This window comes from Nocardia sp. NPDC004278 (assembly GCF_053602975.1).
Map to the genome: position 1 here is coordinate 11,783 of NZ_JBSGEQ010000017.1, position 18,217 is coordinate 29,999.

Annotated in this window: 17 protein-coding genes and 1 pseudogene; 11 read left to right on the forward strand and 7 right to left on the reverse strand. The window is 67.4% G+C overall.

What is annotated here, in order from left to right; genetic code table 11:
- Positions 1-184: 184 nt before the first annotated feature.
- From ACWEO2_RS24745 to ACWEO2_RS24760, 4 genes are all read right to left on the reverse strand, one after another.
- Positions 185-1,405 carry a cytochrome P450 gene (locus ACWEO2_RS24745; protein WP_452407477.1) on the reverse strand — a complete coding sequence of 407 codons (1,221 nt, stop codon included), beginning with the start codon at positions 1,403-1,405 and terminating at the stop codon, positions 185-187.
- A gap of 142 nt (positions 1,406-1,547) precedes the next feature.
- Positions 1,548-1,955 carry an arsenate reductase ArsC gene (locus ACWEO2_RS24750; RefSeq protein WP_452407478.1) on the reverse strand — a complete coding sequence of 136 codons (408 nt, stop codon included), beginning with the start codon at positions 1,953-1,955 and terminating at the stop codon, positions 1,548-1,550.
- A gap of 16 nt (positions 1,956-1,971) precedes the next feature.
- On the reverse strand, positions 1,972-2,694 hold the full coding sequence (locus ACWEO2_RS24755; protein WP_452407479.1) for an aquaporin: 723 nt from the start codon (positions 2,692-2,694) through the stop codon (positions 1,972-1,974).
- Positions 2,691-3,068 (reverse strand): ArsR/SmtB family transcription factor, encoded by a 378-nt coding sequence (locus ACWEO2_RS24760; RefSeq protein WP_452407480.1) that lies wholly within the window; start codon positions 3,066-3,068, stop codon positions 2,691-2,693. The genes ACWEO2_RS24755 and ACWEO2_RS24760 overlap by 4 nt, the downstream gene beginning before the upstream one ends.
- Before the next feature lie 114 nt (positions 3,069-3,182).
- Between ACWEO2_RS24760 and arsM the strand changes: the two genes are divergently transcribed.
- From arsM to ACWEO2_RS24775, 3 genes and pseudogenes are all read left to right on the forward strand, one after another.
- A complete protein-coding gene (gene arsM / locus ACWEO2_RS24765; RefSeq protein ID WP_452407481.1) occupies positions 3,183-3,995 on the forward strand; it encodes an arsenite methyltransferase in 813 nt (270 codons plus the stop codon).
- A 375-nt stretch (positions 3,996-4,370) separates the two neighbouring features.
- Positions 4,371-4,886, forward strand: a complete 516-nt coding sequence (locus ACWEO2_RS24770; RefSeq protein WP_452407482.1) for a tetratricopeptide repeat protein — start codon at positions 4,371-4,373, stop codon at positions 4,884-4,886.
- A 138-nt stretch (positions 4,887-5,024) separates the two neighbouring features.
- Positions 5,025-5,873 (forward strand): annotated as a pseudogene (locus ACWEO2_RS24775) (glycosyltransferase 87 family protein); the annotation flags it as partial.
- A 251-nt stretch (positions 5,874-6,124) separates the two neighbouring features.
- Here ACWEO2_RS24775 and ACWEO2_RS24780 read toward each other — a convergent pair.
- Positions 6,125-8,086: a potassium transporter Kup gene (locus ACWEO2_RS24780; RefSeq protein WP_452407483.1), complete on the reverse strand. Its 1,962-nt coding sequence runs from the start codon at positions 8,084-8,086 to the stop codon at positions 6,125-6,127.
- A 356-nt stretch (positions 8,087-8,442) separates the two neighbouring features.
- Between ACWEO2_RS24780 and ACWEO2_RS24785 the strand changes: the two genes are divergently transcribed.
- The 8 genes from ACWEO2_RS24785 to ACWEO2_RS24820 all read left to right on the forward strand — a co-directional run bounded on the left by ACWEO2_RS24785 (position 8,443) and on the right by ACWEO2_RS24820 (position 14,661).
- Entirely contained in the window at positions 8,443-9,111 is a 669-nt protein-coding gene (locus ACWEO2_RS24785) for an MspA family porin (protein WP_452407484.1), read from the forward strand.
- A gap of 59 nt (positions 9,112-9,170) precedes the next feature.
- Positions 9,171-9,848: an MspA family porin gene (locus ACWEO2_RS24790; protein ID WP_452407485.1), complete on the forward strand. Its 678-nt coding sequence runs from the start codon at positions 9,171-9,173 to the stop codon at positions 9,846-9,848.
- 124 nt (positions 9,849-9,972) lie between these two features.
- Complete coding sequence (locus ACWEO2_RS24795; RefSeq protein WP_452407486.1) at positions 9,973-10,626, forward strand: YcnI family copper-binding membrane protein; 654 nt, start codon at positions 9,973-9,975, stop codon at positions 10,624-10,626.
- A 116-nt stretch (positions 10,627-10,742) separates the two neighbouring features.
- Positions 10,743-11,333 carry a hypothetical protein gene (locus ACWEO2_RS24800; protein ID WP_452407487.1) on the forward strand — a complete coding sequence of 197 codons (591 nt, stop codon included), beginning with the start codon at positions 10,743-10,745 and terminating at the stop codon, positions 11,331-11,333.
- A gap of 383 nt (positions 11,334-11,716) precedes the next feature.
- On the forward strand, positions 11,717-12,355 hold the full coding sequence (locus ACWEO2_RS24805; protein ID WP_452407488.1) for a sigma-70 family RNA polymerase sigma factor: 639 nt from the start codon (positions 11,717-11,719) through the stop codon (positions 12,353-12,355).
- A complete protein-coding gene (locus ACWEO2_RS24810) occupies positions 12,355-12,990 on the forward strand; it encodes an ATP-binding cassette domain-containing protein (RefSeq protein ID WP_452407489.1) in 636 nt (211 codons plus the stop codon). Before ACWEO2_RS24805 ends, ACWEO2_RS24810 begins: the two co-directional genes overlap by 1 nt.
- A gap of 55 nt (positions 12,991-13,045) precedes the next feature.
- Positions 13,046-13,888 carry a metal ABC transporter permease gene (locus tag ACWEO2_RS24815; protein ID WP_452407490.1) on the forward strand — a complete coding sequence of 281 codons (843 nt, stop codon included), beginning with the start codon at positions 13,046-13,048 and terminating at the stop codon, positions 13,886-13,888.
- Positions 13,867-14,661: a metal ABC transporter solute-binding protein, Zn/Mn family gene (locus tag ACWEO2_RS24820; RefSeq protein WP_452407491.1), complete on the forward strand. Its 795-nt coding sequence runs from the start codon at positions 13,867-13,869 to the stop codon at positions 14,659-14,661. Before ACWEO2_RS24815 ends, ACWEO2_RS24820 begins: the two co-directional genes overlap by 22 nt.
- Positions 14,662-14,705: 44 nt before the next feature.
- On the opposite strand, the gene ACWEO2_RS24825 is transcribed toward ACWEO2_RS24820, so the two are convergent.
- A complete protein-coding gene (locus tag ACWEO2_RS24825) occupies positions 14,706-16,328 on the reverse strand; it encodes a class I adenylate-forming enzyme family protein (protein ID WP_452407492.1) in 1,623 nt (540 codons plus the stop codon).
- Positions 16,325-18,121: a CoA transferase gene (locus ACWEO2_RS24830; protein WP_452407493.1), complete on the reverse strand. Its 1,797-nt coding sequence runs from the start codon at positions 18,119-18,121 to the stop codon at positions 16,325-16,327. The genes ACWEO2_RS24825 and ACWEO2_RS24830 overlap by 4 nt, the downstream gene beginning before the upstream one ends.
- Positions 18,122-18,217 lie beyond the last annotated feature (96 nt).

Here is an 18,217-nt window from a genome sequence, read left to right on the forward strand (position 1 = left end):
GGTTCGGGTGCTGTGTTTATGGCGTTGCCTGGAGTGGTGTGTGGTTCGGGTGCTGTGTTTATGGCGTTGCCTGGAGTGGTGTGTGGTTCGGGTGCTGTGTTTATGGCGTTGCCTGGAGTGGTGTGTGGTTCGGGTGCTGCCTTCATGGCGTCGCCCCGAACGGCGCGCGGTCCGAATGCCGCATTCATGGCGACACCCGGAACGGCACACGGTCCGGCCAGCGCACATAGCTGCCGGGCGCATAGCGGACTCGGTCGATATCGACGACGAAATCCGGACAGCGCGAGAGCAATTCCTCGAGCGCCACGCATGCGACCATGCGTGCGGCGGCGGCGCCGAGGCAGTGATGGTTGCCGTGGCTGAAGGTCAGGATCTGCTTCGGGTGTCGAAGTACGTCGAGTTCGCCTGCGTTGGGGCCGAATTCGCGCTCGTCGCGGTTCGCGGAGGCATACAGCAGCAGTGCGCGGCGTCCGGCCGGAATGGTCGTGCCGTGCAGCTCGGTATCGCGCACCAGGGTGCGCGCCAACCCCTGCACCGGCGAGGTGAGCCGGAGGAATTCCTCGACCGCGTCCGGGATGAGCGCCGGATTCTCGATCAGCAGCCGTCGCTGATCCGGGCGCTCGGTGAGCAGTTGCACCGCACCGCCGAGATTGCCGGTGGTGGTGTCGTTTCCGCCGGTGATCATGGTGAAGGCGAAGCCGAGAATCGAGATGATGCCCGCGTAGTCGCCGTCCGCGCCGAGGCCGGAGGCGACCAGATGCGAGATCGTATCGTCGGCGGGTTCGGCGCGGCGGCGTTCGATCAGCTGGGTGAAGTACTGCATCAATTCACCGATGGCCCCTTGGGCATCGAGCGGACTGCCGCCCGCGGAGGCGGTCATGATGAGATCGGTCCACTCGTCGAATTTCGGCCGATCCGGTTCCGGCACACCGAGATAGTGCGCGACCACCATGCTCGGCAGTGGTTTGAACAGTTCGACGACGATATCGCCCTCGCCCGCCGCCCGCAGCCGCTCCAGTCGCTCGACCACGAATGCGCGCACCTGCGGTTCGACCGAACGCACCTGGCGTGGCGTGAAGCCCTTCATGACCTGCTTGCGAAAGGTGGTGTGATCCGGCGGATCGGTGAAGACGAACGGCCGCGGCTCCGGCAGGCCGATTTCGCCGAGATCGCGGTAGTCGACGGTCAGCCCGTGCGCCGAGGAGAACGTCGTGACGTCGCGCGCCGCCGCGTGCACATCCGCATAGCGGGACAGCACATAGTAGTCGCTCGCCGGATCATCCTGGGGCACAACGTGATGCACGGGATCGTGTGCCCGCAGCTCGGCATACATCTGCCACGGATTCCGCCAGGTCTCCGCGGATCTCAATTCGAACTGCGGTCGGTGAGACAACTCTGTCGTCATGAACCGAGCGTAAGACAAAACATCAAAACTGTCTAGAACGTGTTCTAGCACTCGCTCGGCAGGTGAATCCGGCTCGGCGCGCCCGGTTTCGTCCGTGAAGTCCGACCGTGGTCCGCGAATATGGTCGGTGATGCGCCAGGCGTCAGCTCTGGATGCCGAGTTCACTCAGCAGGTCGCGCACGCGTTGTTCGATCTGGTCGCGGATGGCCCGGACGGTGTCCAGGTCTTGGCCCGCGGGGTCGTCGAGTTTCCAGTCGCGGTAGCTGACGCCGGGAAAATAAGGACAGGTGTCGCCGCACCCCATGGTGATGACGACGGTGGAGGTTTCCACGGTGTCGGGGGTGAGGATCTTGGGTGTCTGCCCGGTGATATCGATGCCGAGTTCGGCCATCGCCTCGACGGCAAGGGGATTTATGGCGTCGGCGGGCGCGGTTCCGGCGGAGCGCACGTCGATGGCGCGGCCGGCGAGATGGGTGAGGAAACCCTGGGCCATCTGGGAGCGTCCGGCATTGTGGACGCAGACGAACAGGACACTGGGCTTGGCAGCCATCGGTGGATCGGATCTTTCAGGAGGCGGGAGCGATGACATCCGCTGCCGATTCGACAGTGGCGCTGGGGTAGAGGACGCGAACCAGAGCGAGTCCGGCGAGTGCGCCGACGATTTGGGCGGCGATGAATCCCGGGACGGAGGCGGGCGCGATTCCGGCGAACGTATCGGAGCAGGCGCGCCCGATCGTGACCGCCGGATTGGCGAATGACGTGGAGCTGGTGAACCAGTAGGCCGCGCCGATCCAGGCCGCGACCGCGGCCGCCGACAGCGTCGCGCGGCCGGTGCGGGCCAGGGTGAAGATGACCGCGATAAGTCCTGCGGTAGCAATGATTTCGCCGACCAGATGTCCGCCGCTGACGCGGTGGTGGGTGGCGATCTGGACCGGGGTCTGGTCGAACATGACGTTCGCCAGCACCGCGCCGCCGATTGCACCGCCGATCTGCGCGCCGGTGTAGGCGATGACATCGCGGCCGGTCAGCCCGGTGCCGCGGCGCAGGCCGAGCAGCCAGTGCGCGGCGGAGACGGTGGGGTTGAAGTGAGCGCCGGAGACCGGTCCGAACATCAGGATCAGCACCGCGAGTCCGAATGCCGTCGCGGTCGAGTTCTCCAGCAGTTGCAGTCCGATGTCGTCGGGCGAGAGCTGGGCGGCGGCGATCCCGGAACCGACGACAACACAGACCAGTAGTGCCGTCCCGACGAACTCCGCGAGCAAACGTCGCGCCAGCGCGGGCGTGCTCATTCGGATACGGTCACGGGCTCGGCGCCCGTGGTGCTCAGGACGGCCGAAAGTCGGTGCAGTACTTGCGGTATCGCCCAGTAGAAGACCCAGGTGCCGCGACGCTCGCAGTCGATGAGGCCGGCCTCGCGCAGCACCTTGAGATGGTGCGAGATGGTGGGCTGGGACAGGTCGAACTGGGGGGTCAGCTCACAGACGCAGACCTGTTCGCCGGGGCGGGAGGCGATCAGCGACAGCAGCCGTAGCCGGACCGGATCGGCCAGCGCCTTGAATGACGCCGCCAGCTCCGTCGCCGCCTCGTGGTCCAGCGAGCTGGTCAACGTCGGGGCGCAGCAGGTGTTGGTTGAGCCGGTTGCCGGCAGATCCTGTTTCGACACCCATCTATATTGACATTCATCGATTCAGGGCGCAAGCTGTATCGACATTCATCAATACAGCCAGGCAGACGAATCTTCTCGCTGCCTGGTGAACCTACAAACTAGGGGTGTGTCATGACAGATCAGCACAGCGAACTTCGTGAGACCGTCCGGGCGCGGTATGCCGAGGCCGCGAATATGGTTGCCGAAGGCGGTGTCGCCAACGATTGTTGCGGGAGCCCTTCGGTCGAGGTCGATGCCAATTTCGGCGCCAGCCTCTACCGGGCCGCCGACCGCGACCAACTCCCGATCGCCGCAACCGCCGCGTCGCTGGGCTGCGGCAATCCGACCGCCGTCGCCGAACTCCGCGAGGGCGAGCGGGTGTTGGATCTGGGTTCCGGCGGCGGCATCGACGTTCTGCTGTCGGCGCGCCGCGTCGGTCCGACCGGTAAGGCGTACGGGGTCGATATGACCGACGAGATGCTGGCCCTGGCGCGGGAGAACGCCGCGAAGGCCGATGCGGCGAACGTCGAATTCCTGAAAGGCGCGATCGAGGCGATCCCGTTGCCCGCCAACAGCATCGACGTGGTGATCTCCAACTGCGTTATCAACCTGTCGGTGGATAAATCCGCGGTATTCGCCGAGATGGCCCGCGTGCTCGTGCCCGGCGGGCGGATCGGGATCTCCGACGTCATCGCCGACGATGCGCTCTCGGCACAGCAGCGCGCCGAACGCGGCGACTATGTCGGCTGCATCGCCGGTGCGCTCTCGTTCGCCGAATACCGCGCCGGGCTGGCCGCGGCCGGTTTCACCGAAATCGAAATCACCGCAACCCATTCCGTGGCCGACGGCATGCATTCGGCGATCGTCAAGGCCGTCAAACCGGCGCCGCAGCCGACTGTCGATGATACGGCGGCGCCGTGCTGCGGACCGACCTGCTGCTCATGAGGCAAAGCGAGCAGTTGCCGCCGACGACATCGGACACTGTTTCGGCGAATGCCCGGATCAGCGGTGTTTCCGCGGCGCTGCGCCACACCAGCGCCCAGCGGGCGGGCGCGGCATCACGGATCGGCACGAATGCCAGGCCCGGCCACGGGTAGTGGCCCGCGAACTCCGCGACGACTCCGGCGACGCACTGCCCCGAGGTCACCGTGTTGACCACCTGCTGGTGGACATCACCGGGCCACGCGCTATCGGGCGGCCCCGACGGCGGACTACGGCGGATTCCGCAGTGGCCACATCGGGGTGGGCGCACCAATCGCGATGGCATTCGGCTACGAACAGCTGCGTAGTACGCACCGATTATCTGTCGATAGGAGATCAATGCGCAGGTCGGCGTTCTGGTTCTGGGGCAGCAGGATCGGGGCGGGGGTGGCCGCGTACGGCACGATCTTCGCGGTCGGATCGTGGTTTTCCGACAACGGCTACTGGCGTGCCTATGCGGTCGCCGGGGTCGGCGGCGTCATCGCGTGGCGGTTCGGTCACCGGCTGGGAGTGCGAACCGCGGCGCAGGAGCGCGCGCCGGTGGCGCATCCGGACATTGCCCAGCGTCGGTGGGAGCTGGGTCAATGTATCGACGCGTTCGGTGCGGAGGATGCGCGCACGCTCGGGGCGCAGTTGGTACTCGCCGATGCCTGCTGGGCGTCGGGGCAGCACGACGAAGCGCTCTACTGGTACATGGCAACCCACGCCAGCTGCCTGCGTGCCCTCGGACCCGATCATCCGATGTCGATCAAGGCGGAGCACCAGCTGCGCGACGCGCATCGCCGATCGAGATTCGGCCTCGGCGAAGATGATTCGGCCGGGCCGTCGGATTCGTCGGAGCCGACCACGCCCTGATCCCGGACGCCATCGACGGCGGTGCCCCCCACCTGCATCTCGTGCTGATCAGGGTCCCGATGGTTAGGCTGCGGCGTTGTGCGTGGGCTGTCGTCGGTATCGAGGTTGTGGTTGGTGTGGGGTGTCACTCGGCTGCTGATGGTGGTGTTCACCGGGGTGACGGCGCTGCCGCATAGTATTTGGGATGCCGCGGCCGCGGACTTGACGCTGTACCGCGAATGGGCCGAACTCATTGTGTCCCAGAATATTTTCCCGCTGCACGATGAGCGGTGGCAGTATCCGCCCGGTGCGGGCGCGCTGTTGGTGCTGCCCTGGCTGCTCGGTGGCGGGCACGGCTACAACTGGTGGTTCTTCGCACTGGTCGCCGCGGCGGACGCGGGCGTGCTGGCCTTGTTGATCCGGGCCGCGCCGCGCGCGGGCCGGGCGAGCGGGCCGTGGGTCTGGACGCTCGGGGTGGCACTGCTGGGCCGGGTCTGTTACGGCCGATTCGATCTGATCGTGGCGGCGGCCGCGGTCGTCGCACTGCTGTGGGCGTCGCGCCGACCGGCGGCGGCGGGTGCAGCCGCCGCCGCTGGCGTGCTGCTGAAAGTGTGGCCGCTGGTGGTCGTGCTGGGGTTGCGCTGGCGAGCGCTGTGGCGGATGAGTGCGGTGGCGGCCGGTGTCGGTGTGCTGGCGAGCGTCGGACTGACGGTGCTGGGTCCGGGCGCGTGGTCATTCCTGCAGTTCCAGTCGAAGCGCGGGTTACAGATCGAATCTGTCGCTGCCACACCGCTGTTGATTGCTCGGCTGGTGACCGGCGGCTGGCGCATCGTGCATCGCTACGGGGCCGAGGAGCTGTCGGGGCCGGGGGTGTCGGCCGTGGCCCTGGGCTGCGTGGCGGCCACGGTCATCGGTGGCGCAGTGCTGCTGGTCGCCTGGTGGCGCATGCGGCCTCCGGCAGCGGATCTGGCCTTGGCCGCGGTGCTGCTCGCCTTGGCGACCAGCCGGGTGCTCAGCCCGCAGTACCTGGTGTGGGCGGTGGCGGTGGCCGCGGTGTGCGCGCTCGACTCGCGCACCACACAGCGGCCCGTCGTGGTCCTGGTGCTGATTACCGCGCTGGTGAGCCAGGTCGAATTCCCGTTCGTCTACGACCGGGTGGCCACCGGAAGCTGGCCCGGCGTGCTGGTTCTGGCACTGCGCAACGCCCTGCTGCTCGGTGCGACCGTGTGGTCGATTGTGCGGCTGAGCCGCGGCACCGGCTACACCTCGATCTGTGAGCCCATGATGACCGTGCGGTCGCGGGGGAGGCCGAAGTATTCGGCAGCGTCGGCGGTGATGTGGCTGGTGGCAATGAACAGTCGCTTACGCCAGTCCGCCATGGTCGGGGCGTCGCCGCGGCGCAGTTCGATGGTCGAGAGGAAGTACGAGGCGTCGTCGAGTTGCAGTAGGCCTTCGGTTTCCGCCGGGTCGAGTAGGGCCAGTGCGGCGGGCACGTCGGGGGTTTCCATATAGCCGTAGCGGGCGGTGACGAAGATGATGCCGTCCTCGCGGTAGCCGAGGTGGTCGATGGCGACGCGCTGGTCCACCGGAACGCGCGGCACCGGCTCGGTCTTGATGGAGATGATCACGATCTGCTGGTGCCGGACGTGGTTGTGCTCGACATTGGCCCGCATGGCCAGTGGCGCGGTTTGTTTGCCGCGATTGAGGAAGATGGCGGTGCCGGGGACGGTGATCGCCGAGGCAGTTCCGCTCTGCAGTTCGTCGACGAACTCGCCGAGCGATCCCTCGCGCCGTTCGCGCTCGGCGGTGACGATTTCGCGGCCGCGTTGCCAGGTGGTCATGATGGTGAATGTGGTGATGCCGATCAGCAGCGGCAGCCAAGCCCCGTGCACGAATTTGGTGATATTGGCCGTGACGAACAGCAGGTCGACCGCCAGCAATGGGATCGCGCCCAGCGCGATCAACCACAGCGGTGTCTGCCATTTCGCGCGGGCGACATAGAAGAACAGCAGCGTGGTGATGGTGATGGTGCCGGTGACCGCCATACCGAATGCGTAGGCCAGCGCCGCCGAGGAACGGAAGGCGAAGACCAAGGTCAGCACCGAAACCATCAGCAGCCAGTTGATCCATGGCACGTAGATCTGGCCGATGGTGGACTCCGAGGTGTGCGCGATGCGCAGCCTGGGCAGATAGCCGAGCTGAGCGGCCTGCGCGGCGACCGAGTACGCGCCGGTGATCACCGCCTGGGAGGCGATGACCGTGGCCGCGGTGGCCAGCAGCACCATCGGTAGTCGCCCCCACCCGGGCACGAGCAGGAAGAACGGGGCGCTGAGATTGGCGGGATCGTCGAGGATCAGCGCACCCTGGCCCATATAGCTGAGTACGCACGCGGGGAATACCAGAACGAGCCAGGCGCGGGTGATCGCTCGGCGGCCGAAGTGCCCCATATCGGCGTAGAGCGCCTCGGCGCCGGTGACCGCGAGCACGATCGCGGCCAGCGCGAAGAAGGCGATGCCGAAATGGCCGAACAGAAAGCTCAGCGCATACGTCGGTGACAGTGCCTTCAGGATCTCCGGATGTTTGCCGATGCCCGCGACACCGCATGCACCGATCGTGATGAACCAGACGATCATCACGGGCCCGAAAACCCGGCCGACCGCCGCGGTCCCGCGCTTCTGGACCAGGAACAACGCCACGATGATCACCGCGGTGATCGGCACGATCAGCTCTTCCAGCGAGGGTTGTACGACCTTGAGTCCCTCGACCGCCGACAGCACCGAGATCGCCGGGGTGATCATGCTGTCGCCGAAGAACAGCGACGCGCCGAAGATGCCCAGCGCGGACAGTGCCATGGCGGTGCGGCGGCCGCCCGGCGCGGTCCAGCGCCGCAGCAGCGTGATCAGCGCCATGATGCCGCCCTCGCCATCGTTATCGGCGCGCATCGCCAGCAGCACATAGGTGACGGTGACAATGATCATTACCGACCAGAACACCAGCGACACCACACCGAATATGTTGTCCCGGCTGACCGGAACGGGATGCGGGTCGCTCGGGTTGAACACCGTCTGCAGGGTGTAGATCGGGCTGGTGCCGATATCACCGAACACCACACCCAGCGCAGCGACCACCACCGCGAGCCCGGCCGTGCTGTGCGCGCCGGACGCACCCGACGGTGTCCCTGGCGTCTCTGCTGTCGCTGCCGTATGCGGTCGGTCGGTCACGGTGATCCTCCTCCACGCGGATCGTTGAGCCAGCTGCCCGCGCATCGTGCCGGACGATACCGGCCTCACCTCACAACTTCAGCACATCCCCGGCTACCACGCTGCTCCCGATTCGCCGGAACGGGAGGGGAGCGGCTGTTCGGTCACCGGGACTGGGCCGGATGCGCATCGCGGCCAGGCGTGATGGACCCGCGCTGGTGGTCATCTACCCGGGTCGTGACCCGTGCCACAGATTCGCGCCGGGCGGGAACTCTCGGCGTTCGGGCGCGACTACCGATCGGTCAGCGCCGACGCCCGGGATCGGAGGGTGTCGCGAACGCTGAATCGTAAGTGGCGCACCTGTTGAGGGGTTAGTAGTGAGAGATGTCTGTGGCTTCGGCGTGCGCCGGAGTCTGGGGATTGCCGGGGCGGGCGCGGTTGTGGCCGTTGGTTTGCTGTCGACGGGCGCCGCGAATGCCGATGCGTTCGTCGCATTGCCGGACGGGCAGAAGGCCGGTCCGGGCGTGAACATCATCCGCAATGGCGAGCATGCGATCGTGTCGCCCTCGTTGGCGGCCAATGGTGCCGGGCGCACGGTGTGGGTGTCGGGTAATGCGATCGCCGAGGTCGCTGTCACGCCGGAGGGTGTGGTCGGTCCCAATAACGGCCCTTCGGGCGCTGCGGGCACCAATAATTCATCGACACACGGTATTTCGCAGCTGAGCACCGGTTACCTCGTCGGGTGCCAGGTCAGCATTGCCGACAATGCGATCTCGGCGGGAGTGTCCGGCGGAATCAACCTGAGTGGGGGATCACTCGGCGGTTCGGTGGGGGTGAATCTCGGGCCCGGTGAGGTGAAGTTCGTTCAGATCGACTACAAGGACATTCCGAAGCCTGGCACGTACTCGGTGGAGTATCAGGACGCCGAGATCGAGATCCAGGGCTGTGCGGGCTATGCACAGGCGCGTGCGTACACGGTTGTGGAAATCATCGGCGACCACTACTCGAAGACCACCCTCTATGGGGCTCCGTTCAGTATCGGCTGATCCCGGATTTGTCGAATCTCTTCTCGCTCAGGCGAATTCACTCTTCGAGGAAGTCAAAGATGATCAACCGCAAGCTCATTGCCCGACTCGCCGGCCTGGGGATCGCAACCGTCGCCGGTCTGGGATGCTGCGCCACGGGCGCGGCGAATGCCGATACCTTCGTACCGCTGCCCGGTGCACGTCTGACCAAGACGCTGTCGGATGGCACCGTCGTCGATATCACGCTGTCCGGTGAGTCGGCGAATATCAACCCGTCGATGGGGGCGACGCCGCTGCACCGCAATGCCTGGGTGTCGGGGACGGCGTCGGTCGAGTTGTCCGGGCCCGGGGTCAGGGGCGGTCGCATCGCCCCCGGTTACGTTGTCGGCTGCCAGGTCAATATCGCCGGTGGCGGTGCCAATGGCGGAGTGACGGGCACCCTCGACTGGAGTGACGGGCAGCACGTCAAGCCGGGTGCAGGCGCCAATAGCGGCGGCAATCTGACATTGGGTCCCGGCCAGGCGAAGTCGTTCTTTCTGCTCGACCTCGAGCAGGCGGATGATTTCGGCCAGGAGGTGCACCGGATCCGGCACGAGTTCAAGGGCCCCAGCGGGGGTGTGTCCTGGGCCGATGAAACCATCGACCTCAATGGATGTGCCGGGTATGCCCAGGCCCGCTCCTTTGTGGGCGTCGAGGTGGAGACCGCCAATGTCGTCACCTGGGTCACCGTGTGGGGCGAGCCGTTCAGTATCGGCTGAGGGATACCTACCAGCTGGGTCGCCGGATAAGCCGATATCCCTGGTAAAGGGATAACGCGCGGCTATCGTCACTGCTGAGCATCAGTTGCGTTCGATTCCTTTACCCGAAGGAGTGATCTCGACGATGAACAAATCCTGGTTGGGACGTGCGGGTTCGACCGTCGTCGCCGCAGCCGCCGCCGTGGTGATCGCCGCGGCTCCCGCATCGGCTCATGTCACCGTGTCGGCGCCGGATGCGACGCGTGGCGGTTCGGCAGTGCTGGTGTTCCGGGTGCCGAACGAATCGCTGACCAATAGCCCGACCGTCGAGTTGGCGGTGCGGATTCCGGGGGTGACCGCTGTCGATACCGAGGCGGTGCCCGGCTGGAAAGTGGTGACACACAAGGACGGCGATGTCACCGCCGTCACCTGGACCGCCGACTCCGGTGGTGGGATCGGGCCGGGACAATTCGGACAGTTCACGGTGCTCGCCAATGGGCTGCCCGACAAGGACAAAATCACCATGCCAGCGGTGCAGACCTACGCTGACGGCGAGATCGTCAAGTGGGAGGATCAGCCCGAAACCGGTAAGGGTGAGCCCGAATACCCCGCTCCGACTTTGGCTTTGGCGGCCAAACAATCCGGTGGGGCCGAGAACCACGGCGACATTCCGGCGATGTCGACCAGCAGCGGGTCCGCCAGCGATGACACCGCACGCTGGCTCGGCGTCATCGGCATCGTGCTCGGCGCGCTCGGTCTGCTGATCGGTGGCGGCGCGGTGATGCGGCGCAGGCAATGATCGAAACCTCGGATCGTGCTCGGTCGCGCCGGGCATGGATCGAGAGATGACCGAGCGCGGCTGATCAAACCCTTCCGACTCGCACGCGCGTGCCGGATGGGAGGATAGGCATTGTTATGAACCGCTTGCCGATATCGCCGCACCTGCGGGCAATCCGTGCGGCGATATTCGCGGCGATCGGTGTGTTGTTGTCCGCTGTCGGCCACGCCGAGGCATCCGGGCACGCGCTGTCATTGTCGACGCTGCTCGTGGCGTTCGCCGCGACGGGTTCGGTGGCGTGGGCGCTGGCCGATCGGCAGCGGGGAATCATTGCGATCGGCGGTGGCCTGCTGGTAATGCAGGCGGCACTGCACCTGTGGTTCGGTGTCTCGGTGGTATCGGGCGGTCATGGCGCATCGCACGTTTCGGCTCTGCCGGATTCCCTCGCGCAGGCAGGTTCGCTGGCGATGATCGCCGGGCATGCGGTGGCCGCTGTGGTTTGTGCGGTGTGGCTCTGGTGCGGCGAGCGGGCCTTGTTCGCGCTGTTGCGCGCGCTGTATTCGCGGATTCTGGCACCGCTGCTGTTGGTGTTGATCCACTCGACGGTGGACGAAGCCGGGGTCGGTGTTCCAGTCGTTTCCGAGCGCGCGGCCGTGCCTGTGCGCGGTGCTGTGCTGCGTCATGTGGTGGCTCGGCGGGGACCGCCGGTCGGCGTGGTTGTGGTCTGAGAGTCCGTCACGGGCAGCCGGAATGGTTCCGGTGCAGTGGCGCGGGACCGGTGGCCGACGATTCCGGTCGGCACTTTATCGGTGCGGCGTGCACGAGTGGCGGACGTCGCCGTCGTAGCTTGTGCGTCCGTCCTGGACGGTAGGTGCGGCGAGCTTCCGCCCAGCGGTCGCCGAAGGTGGTACGCGCACTCGTCGGTGCGCGGCGATAGGCCGTGTGCGACCGGTCTTTTCAACGCCGCATTGCTGTGGCGTCGCTGAACCGAGATTGTTCGACAAATGCATTCACTATTGAGAACACTGCCGCGCGGCAGTGGTATTTCGTTGTCCCCCATGACATTTCCCGCGGTGCGCCCGGGTGAGTCGTGCCGGTCTGGAAACCGTCCATGTCCGACGAAGAACTGACCGCGCTCGCGCTGGCGGCCGGCACGGGAGATCGAGCGGCGCTGGCCGAGTTCATCCGATCGACGCAACGTGATGTGTGGCGTTTCATCGCCCACCTGACCGATGTGCAGTCCGCCGACGATCTCACGCAGGAGACCTTCCTGCGCGCCATGCGCAGCCTGCCGCGGTTCGCGGGTCGGTCCACCGCCCGGACCTGGCTGTTGTCGATTGCGCGGCGGGTGGTCGTCGATCGGTTCCGCAGTGCCGCGGCCCGACCGAAGAACGCACAGCTGGCCGAATGGCAGCAGGACCTGGACCATCGCCGCGAGCACGAAAGACCGGATTTTCCAGAGGAAATGGCGATTGCCGATCTGCTGCGCGGCCTGCCCGCGGAACGGCGGGAGGCATTCGTCCTGACCCAGGTACTCGGTCTGTCCTATGCCGAGGCAGCGCAGACCGTGGGCTGCCCGACGGGCACCATCCGCTCGCGGGTCGCGCGGGCTCGCGAAACCTTGGTCGCGCTGTTGCAGGCGGCGGAGACGCCCACGCCCAGGGAACCGAACGGTGCACCCGTGCGACTGCCGCTCGGTGCGCGCCGCCCGATCACTGGGATCGGGCCGGGTATGGCGGAGGTGGTGTGATGGGCGGACTGGAGCTGCGGTTGGCGGGGGTGTCGTGCCGGCACGGTCGCATCGAGGTCGTCAGCGATGTCGATCTCGACGTCCGCGCCGGACAGCGAGTCGCGCTGACCGGCACCAACGGTTCCGGCAAGACGACGCTGCTGCGTGCGGTGCTCGGTCTGCACCGCGCGGTCCGCGGCGAGATCACCGTTGGCGGGCGTAGCGGCGGCGGCACTGCCGAGCAGGCGTGGCGCCGCCGGGTCTGCGCATGGATTCCGCAACGTCCGGCGGCTGGGCGGTTTCCGTTGCTCGCCGGTGAACTACTGGCCAGCAGCGGGGACCGGGCGGCGGCCGCGGCGATGGCAACGCGGCTCGGCGTCGGCGCGCTGGTCGACCGGCCGCTCGACACGCTGTCGGGTGGGCAGTTGCAGCGCATCCACCTGTCGCGGGCGGTGGGCTGTGTGGCGGCGGGCGCGGGTGTCGTGCTGGCCGATGAGCCAACGGCCGCACTCGATTTCGCGGGACAGGACGAGGCGGCCGAGGTATTGGCCGGACTGCCGGTCACGCTCGTTGTGGTCACCCACGATCGGGCGCTGGCGCGGCGCTGTGACCGGGTGCTGGAGATGGCGGCGGGCCGGTTGCGGGAGGTCGAATGAGATTCGTTGCTGCGGTGCGCATCCCGGCGCGAGTTCGCAAGACACGGGAGCCATCGTGAACGGCCCCGCGGCGGTGGCCGATCTGCTCGGGCTGGTCCCGGTGCGGCGGGCCGGACTGGCGTTGCTGCTCGGGTCGATCGGGTTGCCGATCGTCGGGGTGGTGATCGTCGGGCTCGACATCATTCCGGTGCGGTTCGCGATGATGCACGTCGCATTGCTCGGCGCTGCCATCGGGATGCTGACCGGACTCGATCCGGCGCTGTGCGGGCTGGTGGCCTGCGCGGTCGCCGGAGCCGGGATCTCGCCGCTGGCCCGCACACCGGAAAGCCTGTCCGGGGCAATGGGTCTGCTGATGAGCCTGGCCATCGCGGCGGCGTTGCTGGTGCTCGCACTGGCGGGGGTGAACGCGTCATCGGCGTTCTCGCTGCTGTGGGGCTCGATCCTGTCCGTGCGCACCCAGGACGTGATAGTGCTTGCGGCACTCGCGATTGCGGTGCCCGCGCTGTTCTGGTGGCGGCGGCGCGACCTGGCCCTGCTGTTGCACGATCGGGAGTTGGCGCTGGTATCGGGGGTGCCGGTGCGGTGGCTGACGCTGGTGCTGCTGGTATTGGTCGCGGTAGCGGTGGCCGGGGCGATTCGGCTCACCGGTGCACTGCTGGTCGATGCGCTCACGCTGCTGCCCGCGCTGGCCGCGCGGCGGCTCGGCCATTCGCTCATATCGATCATCTGCTGGGCCATCGGTATCGGCGTCACGGTCAACCTCGTCGGCTTCCTCCTCGCCCTCGCCTTCGACCTGCCTCCCGGGCCGGTCCTGGTCCTCACCGCGGGGGCAGTCGCCCTCGCGGCCCACCTGATCCCCGAACGGAGATACAACTCATGGCACGTTTCCATGCACTGACCGCGGGGCTGGCCCTCGCCGTGGCAGCCGGTGTGCTGCTCGGCGGCTGCTCCAGCACCGACGGCGATCACGACCACCACGACGGACACCAGCACCCCAAGATCGTCGCCACCACCACCTGGGAAGCCGCGTTCGCGAAAGCCGCAGGCGCAGCGGATGTCACGGTGATCGTGCCCGCATCGGTGCACCACGCACCCGATTACGACCCCAAGCCGTCGGATCTGACCGCGGTCGCCGAGGCGGACTTCGTGCTGTACGCGCCGTTCGAACCGTTCGCGGCGAAGATCAAGGAGGCGGCCGGTGCCAAGGCGAAGCTGATCGAGGTCAACCTCGACAACTCCGCCGATAAGGCGACCGCGCAGGTCAAGTCCCTTGGTACCGAGTTCGGCACCGCGGCGGCCGCCGATGCCTGGACGGCGACGTTCACCGCCGAATACGACAGGCTGGGCAAGGACATTCGGGCCGCATGGCCGGGCGGCAAGCAGCCGACCGTGGTGGCGCAGGTCTTTTCGACCTGGGCGGCGCAGTTGGCAGGCGCCGATATCGTCGGCACCTATGGGCCCGAGGCAGTCACACCGGGACAGCTGTCCGCGCTCGCGGCGAAGAAGCCCGAGTTCGTGCTCGATAACGCGCACATGTCCAGTGGAACCGTGCTGCCCGACAGTGGCGCCGAGCAGGTGTCGATCATCAACTATCCGGGCCAGGACCAGGAACTGCTGACCGTCTACCGCGATGCGGCCGCCGCATTGAAGAAGGTCATGTCCGGTTCCTGAGAACTGTGGGGCAGGCACGTGAAGTGCCTGCCCCACAGCCGATTTCAGCTCACGGCCGCCCGCATGGCCGCCCGGTCCGGTTTACCCGCCGGAGTCAGGGGTAGCGCATCGAGCAGCAGTAGCGATTCGGGATGCTTCCCGCGCTCCAAACCGTGAGCGCTCAGGTGTGCGCACAATCCGTCCAGGTCAGGTGTGCGACCGGGCCGCGGCACGACGCACGCGGCGAGCCGTTCACCCAATCTCGGATGCGGCACACCGACGCACGCGACGTCACGGATGTCGGGGTGACCGGCGAGCAGCTGCTCCACCTCGGCCGGGCTGATATTCGCACCGCCGCGGATCACGATCTCCTTGAGCCTGCCGACCACGTGCAGGCGTCCGTCGGCATCGAGGACGCCGAGATCTCCGGTGCGGACCCAGCCGTCGTCGGTGCGGTAGCGGGCGTCCAGTGCGGGATCGCCGACGTAACACAGCGGGGTCATCGGGCCGCGGGCCACGATTTCGCCGGTCGCACCCGCGGGGGCGGTTTCGCCGGTATCGATATTCGTGATGCGTATTTCGGCGACGCGCGGATTCGGGCGTCCGACAATAATGCCGGGACCGGCAGTGGCCGTATCGGTTTCGCCGATATCGGTGTGGCAGTTCACGCCGTCGGCGGAGCCGTAGAGGTTGATGACCGAGCAGCCGAAGGCGTTTTCGGCTTCGTCGGCGGTGGCTCGGTCCAGCGGTGCACCGCCGAGCACGAGTGCCTGCAGCGAGCCGGTATCGGTGCCGGATGCGTTGTGTTCGAGCATCATTCGAACCATCGTCGGGACGCCGAAAACGTGGGTCGGCCGGTGTTTTTCGATCGCGGCCAGTGCGGCCTCGGGGGTGAAATGGTCGAGCAGGATGAGGGTGCCGCCGTGTCGGGCCAGGGTGACGGCGGTGCCGCTGCTGCCGAAGGCCGAGGCGAGGGGGACCAGGAACAGGCAGCGCGGCGGTTCGCCCTCGAGCAGCGCGGCCATGAAGTTGCCGCGGCCGCCAGCAAGCGCATTGTGTGAGTAGGCAATCATTTTCGGCTCCGACTCCGAACCGGAGGAGACCAGGATCCGTGCGGCGGTATCGGGATCGGGCCGAGCCGGGACGAACAATTCGCCGTCCGTGCGCAGCAGTTCGGCGAAGGAGATACATCGGTCCGGGACGGGTTCCTTGCCGACGGCGGCGACGAAACGCAGGTCCGGTAATTCACCGAGCAGTTCGGCAAGATCCGCCGCGTGGGCGTGGCCGCGGAAATCGGTGGCAGCCAGTACGGCAACGGCCTCGGCGCGGCGCAGCAGCGATTCGGCCTCCCGCATGCCGCGGCCCGCCGGAAACGGCAGCGCCACCGCGCCGAGCGCCGCCAGAGCCAGGTCGGTGATGACCGCTTCGCGGGAGGTCGGAAGCTGAACGCCGACAACGTCTCCGGGGCCGACGCCCGCGGCTGCCAGACCCGCCGCCAGGCGACGGACCAGCCGGTCAAGTTGGGTATAGCAGACCTTGCCCTTGGCATCGAGCAGCGCGGTGCGATGTGGGTCGAGGCAGCGCTGCGCACGAAACAGCGAATACAGGTCGAGGTCGGGACAGGCGCCGTCGGCGGCCCACGAACGGCGGAGCCGATGCGGGACCAGATCGTGTAGCACAAGGCTCATCGGAAACTCCAGGGAGACGAAACAGCGACAGCGCCGAGTGAGTCGGTGGTCAATGCGTCGGCGCAGCGCGGGTCGCCGGGCAGATCGGCCAAATCGGTGGTCACCGCGGTGGCTTCGATTCCGCTGTCGCGCAAGGTGGCGACGGCTTGTGTGGTGGATAGACCGCCGATTCGATCGGCGTGCTCGACGGCCGCCGCGGCGTGCTCATCGGTGGGGATGACCCACCCGTCAGCGGTGGCCAGTGGTCGGCGGAATCCGGCCGGTCGGCGCGGGTCCAGTCCGCCGGCGGCCCGGCGCAGCGCGGGCGCGGTGAGCAGATTCGCCGCCGCGAGCAGCGAGGATTCGACCCGAACACCGCGCGCGGTCTGCTCGCGGGCGAGTAGACCCGCCAGGATCGCCTCGGTGCCCAACATGCCGCCGAGCACATCGAGCAGCGTCATCAGCGACGGTACCGGTGTTTCATCCGCGGGCCGTGCGGCCTCGCCGACCCCGGTACGGGCCTGCACCATGAAGTCGGTGCCCATCGGGGCGTCGGCGAGCCGCCCGGCCCAGCCGCTGGTGTAGGCGTAGATCAGGCCGGGGTTGGCCGCCCACAGGTCATCAGCGCCCAATCCGAGCTGCTCGGCCTTGCCGGGCGCCCAGTTGTGCAGGAACACATCCGCTCCGGCCGCCAACTCGCACAACCGCTTCCGATCCTCGGCGGATTTGATGTCGATCTCGACCGCGTCCTTGCCCCGGTTCAGCGCCAACCAGCGCGCGGAGATATCCGAGCAGGTGGGCGGCATACCGCGCAGTGGGTCGCCGCCCGGCGGCTCGATGCGCACCACGTCCGCGCCGAGCAGCCCGAGCAGATGCGCCGCCAGCGGGGCCTGCACCCGACGCCCGGCCTCCAGCACGGTGAAACCCGCGAGGGGGCGATCGGTCGCCGGTGCGGAAACCGAAGCGGCAGTGTGCCTTTCGCTGCCCAGGCGGAACTGCCATGGCACGGTGTCCTCGCCATTGGCGCGCATCTCCTGGCCGCGCTCGGTGAGTGTGCGCAGTCGGCACACGTCCGCGCCGGACTCCTCGGCGGCGGCCCGCACCTGCGCCCAGCTCCGCAGCGCGGTGGTGTCGTGCAGTGCCCGGGGAATCGGTGCGCAGGCGGTTGCGTAGCGGAATTGGAAGGGCCGCCAGCCCTTTCGCAATGCGTCCTGCGGTGCGTCCAACGCCCGCCAGAAATCGGCCCACACACCGACGTCGAGGGCTTCTACCTCGAATTGGACGCCGTCGGCAGTAGTGAACGGCGGCCCGCCCGTTGCCAGCGAGGTCGCTTCGTCATCGTCGGCGCACGCTGCCGCCAGATACTGGGAGACGGTCAACAAGGCCGTCTTGTCGACCGCGACATCCACTCCGGTCAGCGTGCCGCCGCGGGCGCGACCGATCAGGGTGGCGAGAAGTCCCTGCACCGTCAGGATTCCGGTGGCAGTCGAGACGTAGTCCACCGCCAGACCGCGAGGTGTGCCGTCGCGTCGGCCGTGCACGAGCATCAGTCCCGCCGCGGCCTGCGCGGTCGCCTCATCGTGCACCTGACCGCCGGATCCGCCCCAGGCCACCGCGGCGTGCACCGCACTGCCGTCCGGGCCGGTCAGGGTCAGCGCGTCGGCGTCGCCGTCGATCGGTTCGGCGCCGAGCAAGCGCAGGTGTTCGGTCGCCGTGGTGATCGGGCCGGGTGGGCTCGCCGTGTGAAATCGCATGCCCCGCAGGGGTGCCGTTAGCTGGTCGGTGCCGGATGTCCGCATGGTGCCGGGTGTCATGGCTCTCCCTGTTGAACGGTCGTGCTGCCCGTGGGAACTCGGCGCGGTTGCCCGCCGACCAATCCCTCGGACAACAGCAGTCGGACCGTCGGGCAC

What these genes read in the sequence shown, in the direction of transcription:
- ACWEO2_RS24745 (WP_452407477.1), bottom strand. Translation starts at nt 1,405, where the DNA reads ATGACGACAGAGTTGTCTCACCGACCGCAGTTCGAATTGAGATCCGCG.
- ACWEO2_RS24750 (WP_452407478.1), bottom strand. Translation starts at nt 1,955, where the DNA reads ATGGCTGCCAAGCCCAGTGTCCTGTTCGTCTGCGTCCACAATGCCGGA.
- ACWEO2_RS24755 (WP_452407479.1), bottom strand. Translation starts at nt 2,694, where the DNA reads ATGAGCACGCCCGCGCTGGCGCGACGTTTGCTCGCGGAGTTCGTCGGG.
- arsM (WP_452407481.1), top strand. Translation starts at nt 3,183, where the DNA reads ATGACAGATCAGCACAGCGAACTTCGTGAGACCGTCCGGGCGCGGTAT.
- ACWEO2_RS24770 (WP_452407482.1), top strand. Translation starts at nt 4,371, where the DNA reads ATGCGCAGGTCGGCGTTCTGGTTCTGGGGCAGCAGGATCGGGGCGGGG.
- ACWEO2_RS24790 (WP_452407485.1), top strand. Translation starts at nt 9,171, where the DNA reads ATGATCAACCGCAAGCTCATTGCCCGACTCGCCGGCCTGGGGATCGCA.
- ACWEO2_RS24795 (WP_452407486.1), top strand. Translation starts at nt 9,973, where the DNA reads ATGAACAAATCCTGGTTGGGACGTGCGGGTTCGACCGTCGTCGCCGCA.
- ACWEO2_RS24800 (WP_452407487.1), top strand. Translation starts at nt 10,743, where the DNA reads ATGAACCGCTTGCCGATATCGCCGCACCTGCGGGCAATCCGTGCGGCG.
- ACWEO2_RS24805 (WP_452407488.1), top strand. Translation starts at nt 11,717, where the DNA reads ATGTCCGACGAAGAACTGACCGCGCTCGCGCTGGCGGCCGGCACGGGA.
- ACWEO2_RS24810 (WP_452407489.1), top strand. Translation starts at nt 12,355, where the DNA reads ATGGGCGGACTGGAGCTGCGGTTGGCGGGGGTGTCGTGCCGGCACGGT.
- ACWEO2_RS24820 (WP_452407491.1), top strand. Translation starts at nt 13,867, where the DNA reads ATGGCACGTTTCCATGCACTGACCGCGGGGCTGGCCCTCGCCGTGGCA.
- ACWEO2_RS24825 (WP_452407492.1), bottom strand. Translation starts at nt 16,328, where the DNA reads ATGAGCCTTGTGCTACACGATCTGGTCCCGCATCGGCTCCGCCGTTCG.
- ACWEO2_RS24830 (WP_452407493.1), bottom strand. Translation starts at nt 18,121, where the DNA reads ATGACACCCGGCACCATGCGGACATCCGGCACCGACCAGCTAACGGCA.